The organism is Shewanella sp. HL-SH5 (assembly GCF_051163755.1).
In the GTDB taxonomy this organism is placed as follows: Bacteria; Pseudomonadota; Gammaproteobacteria; order Enterobacterales; family Shewanellaceae; genus Shewanella; species Shewanella glacialimarina.
Genome location: NZ_CP195038.1, coordinates 2917474 through 2935773, shown reverse-complemented (window position 1 = coordinate 2935773; position 18300 = coordinate 2917474). Strand labels below are relative to the sequence as shown.

At 41.5% G+C, this 18300-nt stretch carries 13 protein-coding genes and 6 tRNA genes; 17 read left to right on the top strand and 2 right to left on the bottom strand.

Annotated features, from left to right (window positions below):
- Window positions 1–115: 115 nt before the first annotated feature.
- The gene (locus ACRWQM_RS12845) at window positions 116–511 is read right to left on the bottom strand and encodes a DUF2391 family protein (protein WP_226410647.1); all 396 of its coding nucleotides are present in this window, start codon (window positions 509–511) and stop codon (window positions 116–118) included.
- Window positions 512–844: 333 nt separating this feature from the next.
- On the opposite strand from ACRWQM_RS12845, the gene alaS reads away from it, so the two are divergent.
- The 12 genes from alaS (at window position 845) to ACRWQM_RS12785 (ending at window position 9812) form a co-directional block, all read left to right on the top strand.
- Window positions 845–3469, top strand: a complete 2625-nt coding sequence (gene alaS, locus ACRWQM_RS12840; protein ID WP_434930248.1) for an alanine--tRNA ligase — start codon at window positions 845–847, stop codon at window positions 3467–3469.
- Window positions 3470–3871: 402 nt separating this feature from the next.
- Window positions 3872–4066, top strand: coding sequence for a carbon storage regulator CsrA (csrA, locus tag ACRWQM_RS12835; RefSeq protein ID WP_434928607.1), 195 nt, complete (start codon window positions 3872–3874; stop codon window positions 4064–4066).
- 278 nt (window positions 4067–4344) lie between these two features.
- A tRNA-Ser gene (locus ACRWQM_RS12830) sits at window positions 4345–4436 on the top strand.
- Between the two features lie 23 nt (window positions 4437–4459).
- Window positions 4460–4536 (top strand) — tRNA-Arg (locus ACRWQM_RS12825).
- Between the two features lie 23 nt (window positions 4537–4559).
- Window positions 4560–4636: transfer RNA gene (locus ACRWQM_RS12820), tRNA-Arg, on the top strand.
- Window positions 4637–4668: 32 nt separating this feature from the next.
- Window positions 4669–4745: transfer RNA gene (locus ACRWQM_RS12815), tRNA-Arg, on the top strand.
- 8 nt (window positions 4746–4753) lie between these two features.
- Window positions 4754–4845: transfer RNA gene (locus ACRWQM_RS12810), tRNA-Ser, on the top strand.
- Between the two features lie 74 nt (window positions 4846–4919).
- Window positions 4920–4996 (top strand) — tRNA-Arg (locus ACRWQM_RS12805).
- A 662-nt stretch (window positions 4997–5658) separates the two neighbouring features.
- Window positions 5659–5892 carry an OadG family transporter subunit gene (locus ACRWQM_RS12800; protein WP_226410644.1) on the top strand — a complete coding sequence of 78 codons (234 nt, stop codon included), beginning with the start codon at window positions 5659–5661 and terminating at the stop codon, window positions 5890–5892.
- Window positions 5893–5912: 20 nt separating this feature from the next.
- The gene (gene oadA / locus ACRWQM_RS12795; RefSeq protein ID WP_434930247.1) at window positions 5913–7694 is read left to right on the top strand and encodes a sodium-extruding oxaloacetate decarboxylase subunit alpha; all 1782 of its coding nucleotides are present in this window, start codon (window positions 5913–5915) and stop codon (window positions 7692–7694) included.
- A gap of 9 nt (window positions 7695–7703) precedes the next feature.
- Window positions 7704–8834 (top strand): sodium ion-translocating decarboxylase subunit beta, encoded by a 1131-nt coding sequence (locus ACRWQM_RS12790; protein ID WP_434928608.1) that lies wholly within the window; start codon window positions 7704–7706, stop codon window positions 8832–8834.
- A gap of 168 nt (window positions 8835–9002) precedes the next feature.
- Window positions 9003–9812, top strand: a complete 810-nt coding sequence (locus ACRWQM_RS12785; protein WP_434930246.1) for a RecX family transcriptional regulator — start codon at window positions 9003–9005, stop codon at window positions 9810–9812.
- Between the two features lie 316 nt (window positions 9813–10128).
- Here the strand turns inward: ACRWQM_RS12785 and ACRWQM_RS12780 are convergent, their stop codons facing one another.
- A complete protein-coding gene (locus ACRWQM_RS12780; RefSeq protein WP_434930245.1) occupies window positions 10129–11379 on the bottom strand; it encodes a dicarboxylate/amino acid:cation symporter in 1251 nt (416 codons plus the stop codon).
- A gap of 295 nt (window positions 11380–11674) precedes the next feature.
- On the opposite strand from ACRWQM_RS12780, the gene ACRWQM_RS12775 reads away from it, so the two are divergent.
- The 5 genes from ACRWQM_RS12775 (at window position 11675) to ACRWQM_RS12755 (ending at window position 17965) form a co-directional block, all read left to right on the top strand.
- Window positions 11675–12097, top strand: coding sequence for a YqaA family protein (locus ACRWQM_RS12775; protein WP_434928612.1), 423 nt, complete (start codon window positions 11675–11677; stop codon window positions 12095–12097).
- A gap of 34 nt (window positions 12098–12131) precedes the next feature.
- Complete coding sequence (locus ACRWQM_RS12770) at window positions 12132–14990, top strand: M16 family metallopeptidase (protein ID WP_434930244.1); 2859 nt, start codon at window positions 12132–12134, stop codon at window positions 14988–14990.
- A gap of 197 nt (window positions 14991–15187) precedes the next feature.
- Entirely contained in the window at window positions 15188–16813 is a 1626-nt protein-coding gene (gshA, locus tag ACRWQM_RS12765) for a glutamate--cysteine ligase (RefSeq protein WP_434930243.1), read from the top strand.
- A 19-nt stretch (window positions 16814–16832) separates the two neighbouring features.
- Window positions 16833–17285 carry a hypothetical protein gene (locus tag ACRWQM_RS12760; protein WP_434930242.1) on the top strand — a complete coding sequence of 151 codons (453 nt, stop codon included), beginning with the start codon at window positions 16833–16835 and terminating at the stop codon, window positions 17283–17285.
- 62 nt (window positions 17286–17347) lie between these two features.
- On the top strand, window positions 17348–17965 hold the full coding sequence (locus ACRWQM_RS12755) for a hypothetical protein (protein WP_434930241.1): 618 nt from the start codon (window positions 17348–17350) through the stop codon (window positions 17963–17965).
- Window positions 17966–18300: the final 335 nt, after the last annotated feature.

Genomic DNA, 18300 nt, shown 5'->3' with positions numbered 1-18300 from the left:
CTAACTAGATAGCTAACTAAATCAATTGAAATTTTATTCTTTTAGTAGATTGATACGCTAGCCACAGAACAATAACAAACCAAATAAAATAGCCTCTAGTTCATCCGATATAACATTATTCTTTATCAAAACTGTCCACCACAATTGCGCCCATCGATGCCGGCATAGTAATGACTATTATCCGTTTTAACGATGTTAATGGGTCTACCCAAAAGGGTAATTTGTCTAAACAAAATAGCACTAATGCAACCACTAATGCTGTCATTAGATAAGCGATAACAATACGGAAAATAAACACTAATTTTCTTGAGCTAATATTATTTTGAAAGACACTTTGATAGGTATATAGCCCTAGAAAAATAACCGATAATAAAAAAAGCATTAATAAATTGAAAAAAGGGAGGGTTTCACCTAATCGCCACGCTTCCTCTGAAAACGAAATCGGCACCGCAAGCGCAAATGCGCCGACAAAAATTTGGCTGGCATCTTCGCCATTAAAGCTAAACTTCATTACTTTTCCTTTTTAAAACATTCTGGTTTGCATAACAAACCCTAAGTTAAAGCCTAGATGTAATACTAGCTGTAATATATGAAGGACTGTTTAACTACAAATTACCTTAAAGCGAGTGTTTACGCACCTATATTCAGATTGAAAGCTAATTGAGAAGATTGTTAATCTTATGCCACAGCACTCATATTTTGCGATAAGCTAATCGAATATTGTTCAGATGATAATCGCCTTACTCATCTCGCATTTTTGCGTAAATTCAGTATATAATGCCCTCATTTACTGGCTTGTATAGCAAGCTAGACACTTTTGTATTCTCTATATCAGGACGCATCCATGTTTCAGACCACTGCAGAGTTAAGAAGTGCTTTTTTAAAGTACTTTGAAGATAACGGACATCAAGTTTTAGACAGTAGTTCGCTGGTTCCAACTAACGACCCAACACTGCTATTTACCAATGCCGGCATGAACCAATTTAAAGATGTGTTCTTGGGGATGGATAAACGCAGCTACACTCGTGCGACGACATCACAGCGCTGTGTTCGAGCCGGTGGTAAGCATAATGATTTAGATAACGTGGGTTATACCGCACGTCACCATACTTTTTTTGAAATGCTAGGTAATTTTAGTTTTGGTGATTACTTCAAAGAAGAAGCGATCCGTTTTGCGTGGACCTTTTTAACTGAAACATTGAAACTACCAAAAGATCGTTTATGCGTGACCATTTATGAAACCGATGATGAAGCGTTTGAACTGTGGAACAACAAAATTGGCGTAGCTGCTGAGAATATTATCCGCATCGGCGATAACAAAGGTGGGGCTTATGCGTCAGATAATTTCTGGCAAATGGGTGATACCGGTCCTTGTGGTCCATGTTCTGAAATTTTCTATGACCATGGCGATCATATTTGGGGAGGACGTCCTGGTTCACCTGAAGAAGATGGCGATCGTTTTATCGAGATTTGGAACATCGTATTTATGCAATATAACCGTCAAGCAGACGGTGAGATGCTACCTTTGCCTAAGCCGTCGGTAGATACCGGCATGGGAATTGAGCGTATTGCAGCTATCATGCAGGGAGTACATTCAAATTATGAAATTGATATCTTCAAGCAACTTATTGCTAAAACAGCTGAAATAATTAACGTTACTGATTTAGAAAATAAATCATTACGCGTAATAGCTGATCATATTCGTTCTTGCTCTTTCCTGATTGCGGATGGTGTATTACCTTCTAATGAAGGCCGTGGTTATGTACTGCGTCGTATTATTCGCCGCGCAGTACGTCATGGTAATAAGCTTGGCGCTACGGATGCGTTTTTCTATAAGCTTGTACCTACCTTAATCAACGTTATGGGTGATGCAGCTAAAGGCCTAGCTGCAATGCAAGCGATTGTTGAAAAAGCCTTAAAAGCTGAAGAAGAGCAATTTGCCCGCACGTTAGAGCGTGGTTTGGGGCTGCTTGATAACGCGCTTAATAGCTTATCTGGCAAGGTGCTTGATGGTGACACCGCATTTAAACTTTACGATACCTACGGCTTCCCTGTGGATTTGACCGCAGACGTGTGCCGTGAGCGTGACATTACTGTCGATGAAGTTGGTTTTGAAGCGGCAATGGCTGAGCAACGAAGCCGTGCGCAAGCTGCTGGTAACTTTGGTACTGATTACAACAAGCAATTGATTATTGATAAGCAAACCGCATTTTGTGGTTATCAAGGCTTAACCGGTGATGCGACCGTAGTTGCTTTGTATATCGATGGTAATGAAGTGAGCGAAGTAACAGCTGGTCAGGAAGCTGTGCTGGTACTCGATAACACACCTTTCTACGCAGAGTCTGGTGGACAAGTTGGTGACCAAGGTGTGCTAAGTACACAAGGCGTTAGCTTTGAGGTCCATGATACACAGAAATTTGGCCAGGCAACTGGCCATCAGGGAAAACTGACTCAGGGCACAATCAAAGTTGGTGCTAATTTAACGGCTTTAGTCGATAACAACTTGCGCAAGAGCACTGAACTTAACCATTCAGTGACTCACTTACTTCATGCTGCACTTCGTCAAGTATTAGGCAGTCATGTGACCCAAAAAGGCTCCTTAGTTAATCCTGAGCGTCTACGTTTTGACTTCTCACATTTTGAAGGTGTCAAGCCGGCTGAAATTAAAGAGATTGAGGAGTTAGTTAATACTCAAATTCGTCTAAATCATCAATTAAATACCCAAGAAATGGGTATAGATGAAGCCAAAGAAAAAGGCGCAATGGCGTTATTTGGCGAGAAGTATGATGCACAAGTGCGTGTTGTTACCATGGGTGACTTCTCTATTGAGTTATGTGGTGGTACGCACGTTAGTCGCACGGGTGACATTGGCTTATTTAAATTAACCTCCGAGAGCGGTATTGCTGCAGGTGTGCGTCGTATTGAAGCTGTTACAGGCGCTGCGGCATTGGCGTATGTGGCAGATCAACAAGCCCAGTTAGAAGAAGCCGCTGCGTTACTTAAGTCAGACAGTGCTTCCGTTATCACCAAATTAAAAGCGCAGCTAGATAAAGTTAAACAGCTCGAAAAAGATTTATCGCAAATGAAAGATAAGCTTGCCGCTGCAGCAAGTGCTGATTTAGCAGGTGATGCTATTGAGATAAATGGTATTAAAGTCCTAGTGAAAAAGCTTGAAGGTGTTGATGCTGGATCACTACGTGGTTTGCAAGATGAGCTTAAGCAAAAGTTAAAGTCTGCCATTATCGTATTAGGTGTTGCCACTGAAGGTAAAGTTAATTTGATTGCCGGTGTCAGTAATGATTTAACCAAGCAAATTAAAGCCGGTGAGTTGGTGGCCATGATTGCTCAGCAAGTCGGCGGTAAAGGCGGTGGACGCCCAGATATGGCACAAGCGGGCGGTACTCAGCCTGAGAACTTAGATGCCGCTTTAGCTTTAGTGTTACCTTGGTTGACTGAACGCTTAGGCTAAACAATAGCCGTGAACGAAAAATAATACTTAAATCAAGTCTTAAAGCAGGGTTATTACACTTTAAGGCTTGAGTGTCATTGACACTTTTGGCATAGTTAACACAGTTTTGCTGCTGGTCACTATCACAGCGCGGTTAACTTAACACTTAAGTTGGTTCGAAAATGGTTTAATATGTCGTGCATAACGGGTTTGTTAACTATTTATCGTAATTGTCATTTTGTATGATCTAATGTCGATGCATTTTTATGTTGGTGTTAGATCATTTGTTAATTTTTGAATTATATATGCTTAATAGTCAAACTTTGTATTTGAAGTTACTATGACTTTTACTGAGCAAACCCTATAATAACGCATATTACGGACAAAGCGTGTTATGCAGTGTGAACTAAAGGAGTAACCAATATGCTAATTTTGACTCGTCGTGTAGGCGAAACATTGATGATTGGTGATGAAGTCACTGTCACAGTATTAGGTGTTAAGGGTAACCAAGTACGTATTGGTGTCAATGCACCCAAAGAAGTATCTGTTCACCGTGAAGAGATTTACCAACGGATCCAATCTGAAAAGTCAGACTCATCTGATGGCGGTAACTTCTAAGCAGTTTTTGTTAGATATTGAAACGACTAAGTCAGCATTTGCTGACTTTTTTGTTTTTACACGCGGTAAAGTTTTGTTTAGCTTGACTGCAAATATTGTAATAGGTGAGAAAGTATTTTATTTAGCTAATATTATTTATTCACTTAATAAGTAGAGCGTTTGGAGTCTTATTTGCTGTTAAACCCCTCAATGTGCTTAAAAACAGTTCAAATGGTTAGCGGTTTGGAAAAAGGGTTTGACTTATTTTCGGCAAACAGTAATATGTGCGCCAAGAAAACGGAGAGGTGGCCGAGTGGCCGAAGGCGCTCCCCTGCTAAGGGAGTATGGGCTTTAACTCCCATCGAGGGTTCGAATCCCTCCTTCTCCGCCATTTCTTACAATAGTTAAATCGATGCGGATGTAGCTCAGCTGGATAGAGTACCTGGCTACGAACCAGGCGGTCGAAGGTTCGACTCCTTCCATCCGCACCATTTCTATTGTTGTGATTTTGAATGCGGATGTAGCTCAGCTGGATAGAGTACCTGGCTACGAACCAGGCGGTCGAAGGTTCGACTCCTTCCATCCGCACCATTCAAAATAGAAAGAGTGTATAAAACAAATTTGCGCGTGTAGCTCAGCTGGATAGAGTACCTGGCTACGAACCAGGCGGTCGGAGGTTCGACTCCTCCCACGCGCACCATATTTGACGGAGAGGTGGCCGAGTGGCCGAAGGCGCTCCCCTGCTAAGGGAGTATGGGCTTTAACTCCCATCGAGGGTTCGAATCCCTCCTTCTCCGCCATTCATTCATTGATGTTATAGTGCAATGCACTTTAATCTGATGTAATGATGGCATTAAGTACTAAGTAAGATTTTGCGCGTGTAGCTCAGCTGGATAGAGTACCTGGCTACGAACCAGGCGGTCGGAGGTTCGACTCCTCCCACGCGCACCACATTAAAAAAACCTGCTATTAATTAGCAGGTTTTTTTTTGCCTTCGATTTCTAATCATTCCATTTAGCTGCGTTTAATCATCCATATTCATCTTCGATAGACATTCTGGTGATCTTTCAATCTACTTATCATCTTTGATCACTAGAAATAATGAACTCCATCACAAAGTAGTGACTTTATTTTTATGTTTAGTAAATTTTTATTCAACGATCAAGATTGGAAAAAATAAGTGGCGGTAAATCGTTGGTGGTTGCCTGTTTAGTTTGATTAACAATGATGTAACACTCTTGTGTGTCAGAGGGGGAAGTAAGATTTATTATGTAATTCTTAGTTAACGGCTGCTTTTATTATCAAATTCTTATTTGTTTCTATTTTTGGTAATTATTTATGGTAAGACCATTTTACAGTTGGATAGTGATTTTGTTATGATTTGTGTATATTTTGTAACATAAGAAGTCGTTAAAATGGATATGAATTCAGTTTCTGTTAAAGTTGGCTTGATTAGCTGGTCAAGTATTAATTGAATATTTATTCTGAAAATGGTTTTGAATAAAAGAATGCGAAATAACGAGGCCGCGAGTCATCATGCCTTAATACGCATGTCAAAGCTTGGCATGTTACCCAATGGAACACATTTGTCGTATTTATTACAGTGAGGGACTATGGCATCGATCAGCCAACAATTAGTTGATGCGCTTGGCATTATGGTGATGGGAATGGGCTTAGTGTTCATTTTCTTGAGTATTTTAATTGTTGGTATTGGAATAGTGGCTAAATACAGTCCAGTTCCTATTGAGCCAACACCAGAGCCAAAGATCAACACAGGATCAACGACAGGATTAAATCCTAAGTTAGTCGCCGCTATTACTTCTGCGATTCATCAATATCGCGCGTAAGATTTATTTTGGGAGCTTTTATGAGCAAGCCGTTATTACTCACCGATGTCGTCCTGCGTGACGCCCACCAATCTCTACTTGCAACACGCTTACGTATTGATGACATGTTACCCATTGCTCCTTTGCTGGATAAAGTGGGTTATTGGTCATTAGAATCATGGGGTGGCGCTACTTTTGATTCATGTATTCGCTATTTAGGCGAAGACCCGTGGGATCGCATTCGTGAACTCAAAAAGGCCATGCCAAACACGCCACAGCAAATGTTGTTACGTGGACAAAATTTATTAGGGTATCGTCATTATGCTGATGATGTTGTTACCCGTTTTGTTGAGCGTGCTCATACCAATGGTGTAGATGTATTCCGTATTTTTGATGCCATGAATGATGTGCGTAACTTAGAAACCGCCGTTAAAGCGGTTAAAAATGTAGGTGGCCACGCGCAGGGAACGATTTCATTTACGACTAGCCCAGTACATACCCTTGATACCTGGGTTGATATGGCTAAGCGCTTAGAAGACATGGGCGCGGATTCATTATGTATTAAAGATATGGCTGGCTTACTTAAGCCGATGCAAGCTTATGATTTAATTAGCCGCTTAAAATCGCAAACTGACTTAATGGTATCGATGCATTGTCATGCGACAACAGGTCTTAGCACAGCGACATACCAAAAGGCCATCGAGGCGGGTGTTGATGTGCTTGATACTGCAATCTCTTCAATGAGCCAAACCTACGGCCACAGCGCAACCGAAACGTTAGTTGCCATGGTAGAAGATACCGATAGGGCCACTGGCTACGATATGGTGCTCTTAGAAGAGATAGCCGCTTATTTCCGTGAAGTACGTAAAAAGTACGTCCGTTTTGAGGGCGCACTTAAGGGAATTGATTCACGTATTTTACGCGCCCAAGTGCCAGGTGGTATGTTAACTAACATGGAAAATCAGCTAAAAGAGCAAGGCGCTGCAGATAAGATGGATGCGGTGTTAGCTGAGATCCCACGGGTACGTGCAGACTTAGGTTTCTTACCTTTAGTGACACCAACATCACAAATTGTTGGCTCTCAATCGGTTATCAATGTGTTGATGGGTGAACGATACAAATCGATGACTAAAGAAACCGAAGGTGTGTTAAAAGGTGAATATGGCGCGACACCTGCTCCGGTTAATGCTGAGCTACAAGCTCGTGTGTTAAATGGAGCAAAAGCTATCACTTGTCGTCCTGCTGATTTAATCGCCCCTGAACTCGATAAGCTCCGAACAGAGCTAGCCATTAAAGCCCAAGAAGAAGGTTTTACTTTGGCAGCTGAGTCTGACGACGATGTAATGACCTATGCTTTATTTAACCAAATTGGTCTTAAGTTTCTACAAAATCGCGGTAACCCTGATGCCTTTGAACCTGTGCCCTCAGCAGATGATTTAGTGGTTAAAGCGGATAAAGAAAAAGGTCCTGAAACCTATACCGTTAATGTAGAAGGTCAAAGTTTTGTTGTTCAGGTAAGCCAGGGTGGTGAGATCAGTCAAATAGTGCCTGTGGCTACTTCTAATGCAGCTACCCCTACTCAAGTCGTCTCTGCGCCTACTGGTGCAGTTAAATACAGTATGACAGCGCCACTGTCGGGTAATATATTTAAAGTGCTTGTGGCTAACGGTCAAGCGATTAAAGCCGGTGAAGTGGTTATCATTCTTGAAGCTATGAAAATGGAAACTGAAGTGCGTGCGAACGAAGACGGTGTGGTCACTAATCTTGCGGTTAAGCAAGGCGACAGTGTTACGGTTGGCTCAGCATTATTAGATTTGGCGTAAGAGGACATTATGGAAGGATTAATGGCCTTTTGGGGCGAAACAGGTATTGCTCATTTCACCGGTGGGCAAGTATTAATGATGGGAGTAGGGTGTTTATTACTTTATCTTGCCATCGCACGTGGCTTTGAGCCTTTGTTATTATTGCCTATCGGCTTTGGCGCCATTTTAGCCAACATTCCCAATGCAGGCTTTACCGACGAAGGTGGTTTACTTTGGTACGCTTACCATATTGGAATTGAAACGGGGGTTTTTCCGTTATTGATCTTTATGGGCGTTGGCGCTATGACCGATTTTGGAGCCTTAATTGCTAACCCTAAAACGTTACTTTTAGGGGCCGCAGCACAGTTTGGTATCTTTGCCACATTGTTAGGTGCGATTGCATTAAATTGGGTGCCAGGTTTTGAGTTTACTATGCAAGATGCGGCTGCCATTGCCATTATTGGTGGTGCAGATGGCCCCACAGCTATCTTTTTGGCCTCCAAGCTCGCGCCAGATTTGTTAGGCGCAATTGCGGTAGCAGCATATTCGTACATGGCGTTAGTGCCTTTAATTCAACCGCCTATTATGAGGTTGTTAACTACTCCAGCTGAACGTAGCATTAAAATGGAGCAGCTTCGCGAAGTCAGTAAACGTGAAAAAATTATTTTCCCGTTAATGGTAGTTGGGTTAACCATTTTGTTTTTACCGGCCGCCACGCCACTTGTGGGTATGTTCTGTTTGGGTAATTTGATGCGTGAATCGGGTGTAGTTGACCGTCTATCTAAAACATCACAAAACGAACTTATCAATATCGTCACTATCTTCTTAGGGTTAGCTGTGGGATCTAAACTGTCAGCTGATCAATTTCTACGAATTGAAACCTTAGGCATTTTACTTCTAGGTGCCGTGGCATTTTCTATTGGTACCGCTACAGGCGTGTTGATGGCTAAGTTAATGTGTAAGTTATCTGGCGGTAAGGTTAATCCATTAATTGGCGCAGCAGGCGTGTCAGCCGTGCCTATGGCTGCCCGAGTGGTTAACAAGGTTGGCTTGGAAGCTAATCATCAAAACTTCTTGTTGATGCATGCTATGGGCCCGAATGTGGCTGGTGTGTTAGGCAGTGCCGTTGCTGCTGGGGTCTTATTAGCGGTATTAGGCTAATATCGTTTTAAAGTTATATATACACATTGAAGTAGCGCTTAGAAATCTGTGTCGATATTATTAAAATAAGGCCAGTACATCATGTACTGGCCTTATTTTTTGCTTAATCATCATTAGCCATAACTGCTACACTGTTTGAGATTACTTGCTACTTAAAGACCCATTTCTATGCAGCGTGCCCCATTACGTCAAGCCAAAACTATCGATAATGTCTTTAACAGTGCTTACTGGCATCTTGGTCAACAAGACTTCACCATTAATGAAATCCGCACCAAGCTAGCGCGTAAAACTGACAATCAACAATGGATTGATATCGTACTGGCTAGACTGGTAGAAAGTGGTTATTTAAAAAATGACTTCGACTTCGCTGTACGTTATTGCCAGTCGGCCTTTAGCAGTGAGCTAGGCGCAGGCGCAATAAGGCGCAAACTACAACTGCGCGGCCTATCGGCAACTGACATTGAAACAGCAATAGAGCAAGTTATGCACGAGCAACAGGTTGATACCTTTGAAATGGCCACGTCTAGATTACTTAATAGATTCGATAACTTTAATGGCACCAATAAAGAAAAAGTCTATACCCAGATGACCACAAAAGGATTTTCACGCGCAGAAATTGATCATGCGTTATCACATCATCCAGAAAGTGACACATTGCGCAGTAAGCTGTCGATAAAAGCTGACAAAGTCGATTTAACAACAGAAATCGTCAAGCTATTTAATAAAGGCAAAGGTAAAACACTTATCTTGCAGGAGCTTAAACAGCGATTGATTGACGTGACTGATTTTGAAGAAACCCTGTACCAGTTAACCTTAACAGAAGAGGTTGATTTCTATCAAAGCTGTAAAGATCAGCTAGCTAAAAAACGTTATAACTTATCGGATTATAAAGAGAAATCCAAAGCATATGCATATTTATCCCGTAAAGGGTTCGGTAGTGATGAAATAAAAGAAGCGATGTCGCTAGATGATGAGTAATCAAGAAATCTGTGTTTATATGTTGATATTTAAAGGCAGTGTTAATAGCCGATATGATCAGTTTTTGTGTCATGACGTGACTCGGCTTTAGGTTCCATTTAAGGCTCCATTTATTGCCAAAGGTGTTTACCACATAATGTTACCGCACGATGTTACTGCAAATGCTGTTATGGCAAATCAGCGCTAGGGAAAATCAAAGTGAAGTTAGCAAAATGAGCGATAAAAAATGCCAATATCATTAACGTGATATTGGCATTTATTGTTTAAGCAACAGACTTAAAGATACTCAATCAAACCTGAGTTATTTCAACGCAGGTTAAGCTATTTTCTGTTCAGTGAGTGTCTCTTCAGAGTTGAACTGCTCAATATCTAACTGGCCTTCACTTTTGCCTATAACAACCGCGGTCATCATGTCACCGGTGACATTGGTCGCGGTGCGGATCATATCAATAATGCGATCAATAGCAGCAATAAATGCGATACCTTCAAGGGGTAAACCAATCACGCCTAAGGTCACGGTTAACATCACCATCGCGCTACCGGGTACGCCTGCTGTGCCGACAGAAGCTACTGTTGCTGTTACGGCAATCAAGATGTAGTCAGTCATATCTAAGGGAATACCGTAAATTTGTGCAATGAATATTGCCGCAATAGCAGGATAAATACCGCCACAACCGTCCATGTTCATGGTCGCGCCTAAGGGTAATACAAAGGCACTGTAACGTTTTGATACGCCCATTGCTTCAGTACAACGTGTACTAGCAGGTAGGGTACCAAAGCTAGATGCGGTACTAAATGCCACTAGTTGAGCCGGCATGGCTTTGCGGAAAAACTTTACCGGGCTTAAGCCAGCGGCAAATTTAATTAACCCACCATAAACAAAAATAATGTGAATTAATGCGGCAATATAAATGGCAATAATAAATTTACCTAACGGTAAAAGAGTACTTAAACCGTATTCGCCTACAACCCAAGCCATTAAGCCAAACACACCAATCGGGGTCAGTTTTAATACCATGCGCGTCAATTGAAACATCACTTCAGCACTGGCTTCCATGACCTTCTTCAATGGTTCAGCTTTTTCACCGACGGCATTAATTGCAATACCGACTAAGGCTGCAAACACAATTATCTGTAACACTTTGCCTTCCGCTAAAGAAGCAAAAGGATTAACCGGGATCATATTGAGTAATACTTGGGCAAATCCGGGAATGTCACGTTCACGCACTTCGGTAGTGGCTAATTCAAGTGAGCCGCCCATGTCGATTAAGCTGCCAACCGCTAAACCAATAAATGAAGCTATCGTGCCCGTCAGCATAAATAGGCCTAAGGTTTTCAAGCTTAAGCGCTTTAAGTTGGTTTGATTGCCTAAAGAGGTAATGCTGACCACAATGGCGCAAAAGACTAGTGGGGCGACCAACATTTTGATCGCGCTAATAAATAGGTCACCAAGAGGCTTAAGCACAATTGCTGATTCGCCCAAAGCGATACCTGCAAGAGTGCCCAAGATGAAGCCTGCGAGAACTTTTTGCCAAAATGGAATACGTTTAAAGGTGTCTAAAATCATCGAGGCTCTCATTTTATGGTCATTGTTAGGCGTATTTATAAGATGAATGGGCGATTATGCATAATTCATCCGTCTATTGCGGTTTGAACCAGCCGTGTAAGTTACCCATTCTAGGCAGATGAATCAAATTTAATGGCATTCTAGAGAGGCAAATAAAGACAAACAACGTCAATTTGATATAACTTATAATTATATATATCAATGTTAATATAATTATAAGTTTTTTACTGTGCAATAACTTTTAAAATAAAGCGTTTATAAATAAAAAAGTATTTTAAAATCATAAGGGTATATTTTGACTGAGTTATGGCTGATGTTTTCTGGAGCTTTTTTAGCTGCCACCTTGTTACCGGGGGGATCAGAAGTTTTACTTATTGGTTTGTTACAGCAAAACAGTGACCCTTGGTTAGGTTTATTGATTGTTGCCAGTTTGGGCAATACCTTAGGTGCCGTCACGAGTTATTATTTAGGCCGAGCGGGACGGTTTGCAAAATCACCAGCTGATTTTGATAATAAGTACTATCAGCGATCACTGGGATGGTTTGAACGTTTTGGCGTATGGGCGTTACTCTTGTCCTGGCTACCGCTTATTGGTGATATTTTATGCTTAATTGCTGGGTGGTTAAAATTACCAGTGGTAAGCTCAACAGTAATGATTTTTATCGGTAAAACAGTACGCTATAGTTTAATTGTTTTTATATTTATGGCAGCAATTTGATAATGCAGTTATGTAAGCTCAAGGAGTGTGTTTTTTGAAAAAGTGGATACTTGCGGTCGCGATTAGTGCGGCAATCACCGGATGTGCAGCAGAAAAGACGAATAGTAGTGTTAGTTCCATTACACAGCAAACCAGCTTACCAGCAGGAGTCAGTTTAATTGAAACGGTTGTCGCTGCTGACAGTGAGATTGGCATTTCTTACAAAAAATATCAGCTGGCCAATGGGCTAACGGTGATTCTGCATCAAGACACATCAGATCCCCTTGTACACGTTGACGTGACCTATCATGTGGGCTCGGCACGGGAATTAGCCGGACGCAGTGGTTTTGCCCATTTATTTGAACATATGATGTTCCAGGGCTCACAAAATGTCGCCGATGAGCAACACTTTAAAGTGGTTACCGAAGCGGGCGGTACACTAAATGGTACAACCAATTCCGATAGAACTAATTATTTTGAAACTGTGCCCAAAAATCAGTTAGAAAAAATGCTCTGGTTAGAGTCCGACAGAATGGGATTCTTGTTACCCGCATTAACCAGTGAAAAATTTGAAGTACAACGTGAGACCGTTAAAAATGAGCGGGCACAACGGATTGATAACCGCCCTTACGGCCGTTTAGGCGAACGTTTTGCACAAGCCCTTTATCCTGAAGGCCATCCTTATTCATGGCCAGTTATTGGCTGGCCGGACGATCTTGAACGAGCCACTGTTGATGATGTTAAGCACTTTTTCCAGCGTTGGTATGGGCCTAATAACGCCACATTAACCATTGGTGGTGATTTTGATGAAACACAAACTTTAGCCTGGATTAACCAATATTTTGGTGAAATTCCTTCAGGACCTAAAGTAGATGCTGCCACCAAAACCGCGGTGACCTTAGATAAAACCCGTTATCTTTCAATGGAAGATAAAGTACATTTGCCTTTATTATATGTGGGTATGCCAACCGTGTATGCCGGTCACCCTGATGAAGCCGCATTAGATCTACTGGCGAATATCATTGGCGGTGGTCAAACGTCATTGTTATACAAAAACTTAGTTAAAGATGGGTTGGCAGTGCAATCATCTGTTAGTCATCCATGCCAAGAATTGATGTGCCAATTTACTTTATATGCCCTAGCTAATCCTGCAAATGGTGGCAAGCTGGATGCGTTAGAAGCTAAAATTAATGAATCTATTGCCGAATTTGAGCAACGTGGTGTGACTGACGAAGACCTACAAAAGGTTAAAGTACAGTTTGAAGCCAGTACTATTTTTGGGTTGCAAAGCGTCGCTGGCAAGGTGGCGACTTTAGCTTCAAATGAAACCTTCTATGGTGATCCTAATCGAGTAGCAAAAGATTTAGCCCGTTATAACAGTGTGACTAAAGCAGATGTTATGCGGGTATTTAATCAGTACATCAAAGATAAACCTAAAGTGGTGATGAGTGTGGTGCCTGAAGGCCAATCACAATTAATTGCCAAAGCAGATAATTTTGCGCCCAAAAGCTTAGCCATTGCAGAGGATGCTGTGACGGGATTGGTTGATATTAAGCCTGTTGTATCAAGTTTTGATCGCACCTTAATACCTGCTCCGGGTGACGCTCCACAACTGACTGTACCCACACTTTGGTCTGCCACCTTAAGCAATGGTATTGAGGTGATGGGCACTGAAAGTGAAGAGACACCGACAGTCGAGCTAGTGATTTACCTTGAAGGCGGCCACCGTACTGTGCCTGTTGAAAAAGCCGGACTAGCCAAGCTAACCGCAGCTATGATGAATGAATCAAGCAATAAGCGCTCTGCAGAAGAGTTAGCTCAAGCATTAGAAATGTTAGGTTCAAATGTCAGTGTTAGCGCAGGTGAGTCACAAACCTATGTACAAGTGTCTAGTTTGTCGAAAAATCTTGCCGCAACCTTAAGTATTGTTGAAGAACGTCTATTCCAGCCTGGTTTTGTCAGTGCTGACTTTGAACGCGTTAAACAGCAGCAATTACAAAGTTTACAACAAGCAATGACTAATCCAAGTTTTCTAGCCAGTAATGGTTTTTCTGCCTTGTTATATGGCAATAATACTGCCATGGGCAGTAGCGATTTAGGCACAGTGACATCGGTATCGGCATTAACACTTGATGATGTAAAAGCTTTTTATCAACAGCAATTTACAGCAGGTAATGCCCAAATGGTGTTGGTGTCTGATTTAGCCAAAGCTGATGTGATACCTATGCTTAATGGATTTAGCCATTGGGAGGGTAACGCCAGTGTGCAGTCACCTATTGATAAACGGATCCACGCTAAACCTGCAACCATTTATATTATCGATAAGCCAGATGCGGCGCAGTCGGTGATTAATATTGGTAAACGCGCGTTAACCTATGATGTCACCGGTGATTATTTTAAAGCCAATTTGATGAATTACCCATTGGGCGGCGCATTCAATAGTCGAATAAACTTAAACTTACGCGAAGACAAAGGTTATACCTATGGCGCCAGAACAAGCTTCAGTGGCCAAGAAGACAGTGGTGAGTTTATCGCCTCCGCCAGTGTTAGAAGTGATGTCACAGGCGCGGCAATTAGCGAGTTTATTAATGAAATTCAAATCTATCAGCAGTCGGGTATGAATGAAACAGAGTTGGCATTTTTACGCAATTCTATTACTCAAGGACAAGCGTTAGACTTTGAAACACCTTATCAAAAGGCCGGTTTTATTCGTAAAATTCAGCGTTATCAGCTAGACCATCAATTTACCGCTGAGCAAACTCAGATCATTAATTCAGTGACCACCACTGAATTAAACTCACTTGCCAAATCGCTGCTTGATATCAATACTATGGTGATATTAGTGGTTGGCGATAAAAAAGTGATTGAGCCACAACTTGCACCATTGGGTTATCCAATTGAGGTGTTAAATTAATTGTCTAAAATGGCTGACTTGAATTGATCTGATTTACCCCAATATCAGTATTAATTCCAGTTAAAACGGCGGCAGAATTTCTGTTGCCGTTTTTGTTTACAGTTTTTTTGCCAATTTGGTAATAATCTCGGGTATCATCGGGTCTACTGATACCAATCGTATTTAATCACGCGAATTAATCAATAGAGAATAGAATATTGAAATCTTTCAATGAAATTGTCGACCAGCTTGGCGACAGCGAAGGGCGCGAAGCCTTACTCGGTATGCTCCGTGGTATTGAGCGTGAAGCTTTACGTATCGAAGGTAACGGCCAGTTGGCACAAGATTTACATCCGCAAGCTTTAGGCTCTGCATTAACACACTCAAGAATTACCACTGACTACAGTGAAGCTTTGCTTGAATTTATTACTCCTGTCCACAATGACATTGATGAATTGCTTGAAGAGCTAACGCAAACTCATGCCTACACAGTACGGAACTTAAATGGCCAAAAATTATGGCCAGTGAGCATGCCTTGTTATATTGGCGATGTGAAAAATATTCCTGTGGCTCAATACGGTGTGTCAAATAACGGTCTGATGAAAACCCTCTATAGAAAAGGCTTAACTCATCGTTACGGTGCGTTGATGCAAATAATTTCTGGGGTGCATTTTAACTTTTCTGTCTCAGCAGAGCTATGGCAACGCTTATTTGATAATAAACTATCTAATAATCCGCAGATGCGCTCAGACTCATTAAGCCGTTGTGAGTTTATTTCTGAATCTTATTTTGGTTTGATCCGAAATTATCGCCGTTTGGTATGGGTGTTGCCATATTTATTTGGCTCTACTCCCGCATTATGTTCATCGTTTGTGAAAGATCAAACCGTTGATTTTGATTTTAAAAAAACCGGAAAAGGCACACTTTACTTACCTTATGCCACATCATTACGCATGAGTGATTTAGGCTATACCAATAAAGAACAAGATACGCTGAATATCAGCTATAACTCGCTGCCCGAGTATCTAGCGGGTGTGCAAGCTGCGATTAAAATGCCATCGAAAAAGTTTGAACAAATTGGCGTTAATGTGGACGGAGAATACCGTCAGCTAAACCATAATATTTTGCAAATTGAGAATGAATTTTACTCGCCTATTCGTGCTAAACGCGTGACAAAATCGGGCGAAAAACCTTCACAGGCTCTGATGCGTGCAGGGGTTGAATATATTGAAGTGCGAGCACTGGATGTTAATCCATTTAGCCCGGTTGGTATTGATGCCACTCAAGTACGCTTTTTAGATTTATTCTTACTGTATTGCTTATTGTCACCGTCAGCACTGACCGATGATCAAGGCGAGAAAGAAATTGCGGCAAACCTAAAAGCTGTAGTGTTAGAAGGACGTAAGCCTGGACTAATGCTTAAGCAAAATGGCCAGGATATTGATATTAAAGTGTGGCTAACCGATTTGTTTGCTGACTTGTCTCGACTCGCCACTTTATTAGACGGTGAGCATGGCTACAGTTATCAAAACGCATTAAGCCATTGGGCTGGTGCGATTGAAGATCCTAGCCAAACACTTTCTGGCCGTGTCCTTAATGAAATTATCACTAAAAATGTGGATCATGGCGACTGGGTTAAACAACTCGCTAATAATTACCATGATTTTTTATGCACTTATCCATTAAGTCATGAAATTGAGCAGCAATATAAAGATGAGGCAGAATCATCATTAGACAAACAGCAGCAGATAGAATCTGAATCTATGCCTAATTTTGATATTTTCCTGCAAGAATATTTTAAAGAAGTTGCTTCGCCAGAGTTGTATAGTGGCTGTAAAGCATAATGAAGGGCGATAAAGTCTGATGGGTGCAGTAAAACGATTGAACCCACAATCAGGGGTGTTCCTCAGCCTAACAGCAACGATTATGTTGCTGTCTGGTTGTGCATCGTCTGACAATGGCCTTGAATGTGGCACTGTGTCTGCTTATATAAAACCTGATGCAACCCAGTACCTTTATCGCACTATTGTGACCCACTTAGATGGGGTGCCTGTTATTTCTCGCCCTAATTACTTGCTGCAAACGGGTGAGCATCAATTTACGGTAGTGGAATTAATTAACTCACCTGAGCTAAAAGTGTCACTGTCCTCGCGAGGTCCAAAAACTTTAACTGTGAATGTTGAAACGGATCAGCGTTACCATATAGCCGCTCAAATGAATACCGACAAAATTTACGTTGGTAGTAATAAAGACTTCTGGCAACCCGTGGTATTTAAGCAAGAATTCTTTGAGTGTGAGCTAAATCCAAAACCATAAATTGCATTAGCAAGCCATAGATGTGACACTTAATTTTTATTAAGTGAGCTAATTGAGGTGCTATGAAACCGTTTTTATACATGGTCAGTTTGTGTAGTGTAATTGTATTATCCGGTTGTGCGACCTCTCCTCCTGCTGAACCTGAAAACCTTTGCTCCATTTTTAAACAACATCGTTCATGGTATGAAGCTGCGGTAGATACCCGTGAAAAGTGGGGCGTGCCTGTGCATGTTCCTTTAGCCATGATGTACCAAGAAAGTTCATTCAAGCATAACGCCGCTCCACCCATGGAGTACTTTTTGGGCTTTATTCCTACCGGGCGTGCCAGCGATGCCTACGGTTATGCGCAGGCTAAAACCATGACCTGGGATGATTATGTGCGAGAAACCGGTAATTCCTGGTCTAGCCGCAGCGACTTTGATGATGCGATGGATTTCATGGGCTGGTTTATTTATAAAACCAATAAGATTAATGGCGTGTCTAAATGGGATGCGAAAAATCAGTATCTCAATTATCACGAAGGCTGGGGCGGTTATAAACGTGGCTCATATAAAGCCAAAAAATGGTTAACACCCGTTGCTCAAAAAGTTGATGATCGCGCCAGGCGCTATGCTCAGCAATATCAAACATGTAAGGATGATCTTGATTCATCATGGTTATGGCGACTTTTCTTTGGCTAACTTGACCCGATTTTTGTTGTTAAAAAAATCAAAAAAATATCACCAATTAGGTGGTATTTTTTTATGACATTTTATTAACCTCAGCTCGGGGTAGAGATGAAAAAACGGTATTGAAATAGCTAAAAATCAATGGTTTACCCTCAAGTTTGAGCTTTACGCTGTTAACAAGGCGAATTTATGCGTCAATAGCGAGCTATTGCAAATGAATTCAATGCATTTAGCGGGGCAAAGATCTGTTTGATATGGATTTATTATCCCGAGCTGAGGTTTATTAGTTTAACTTCCCCCTTGTTTGCCGATACAATGTAACTAGCTTGTTAACAATGCATTTACCT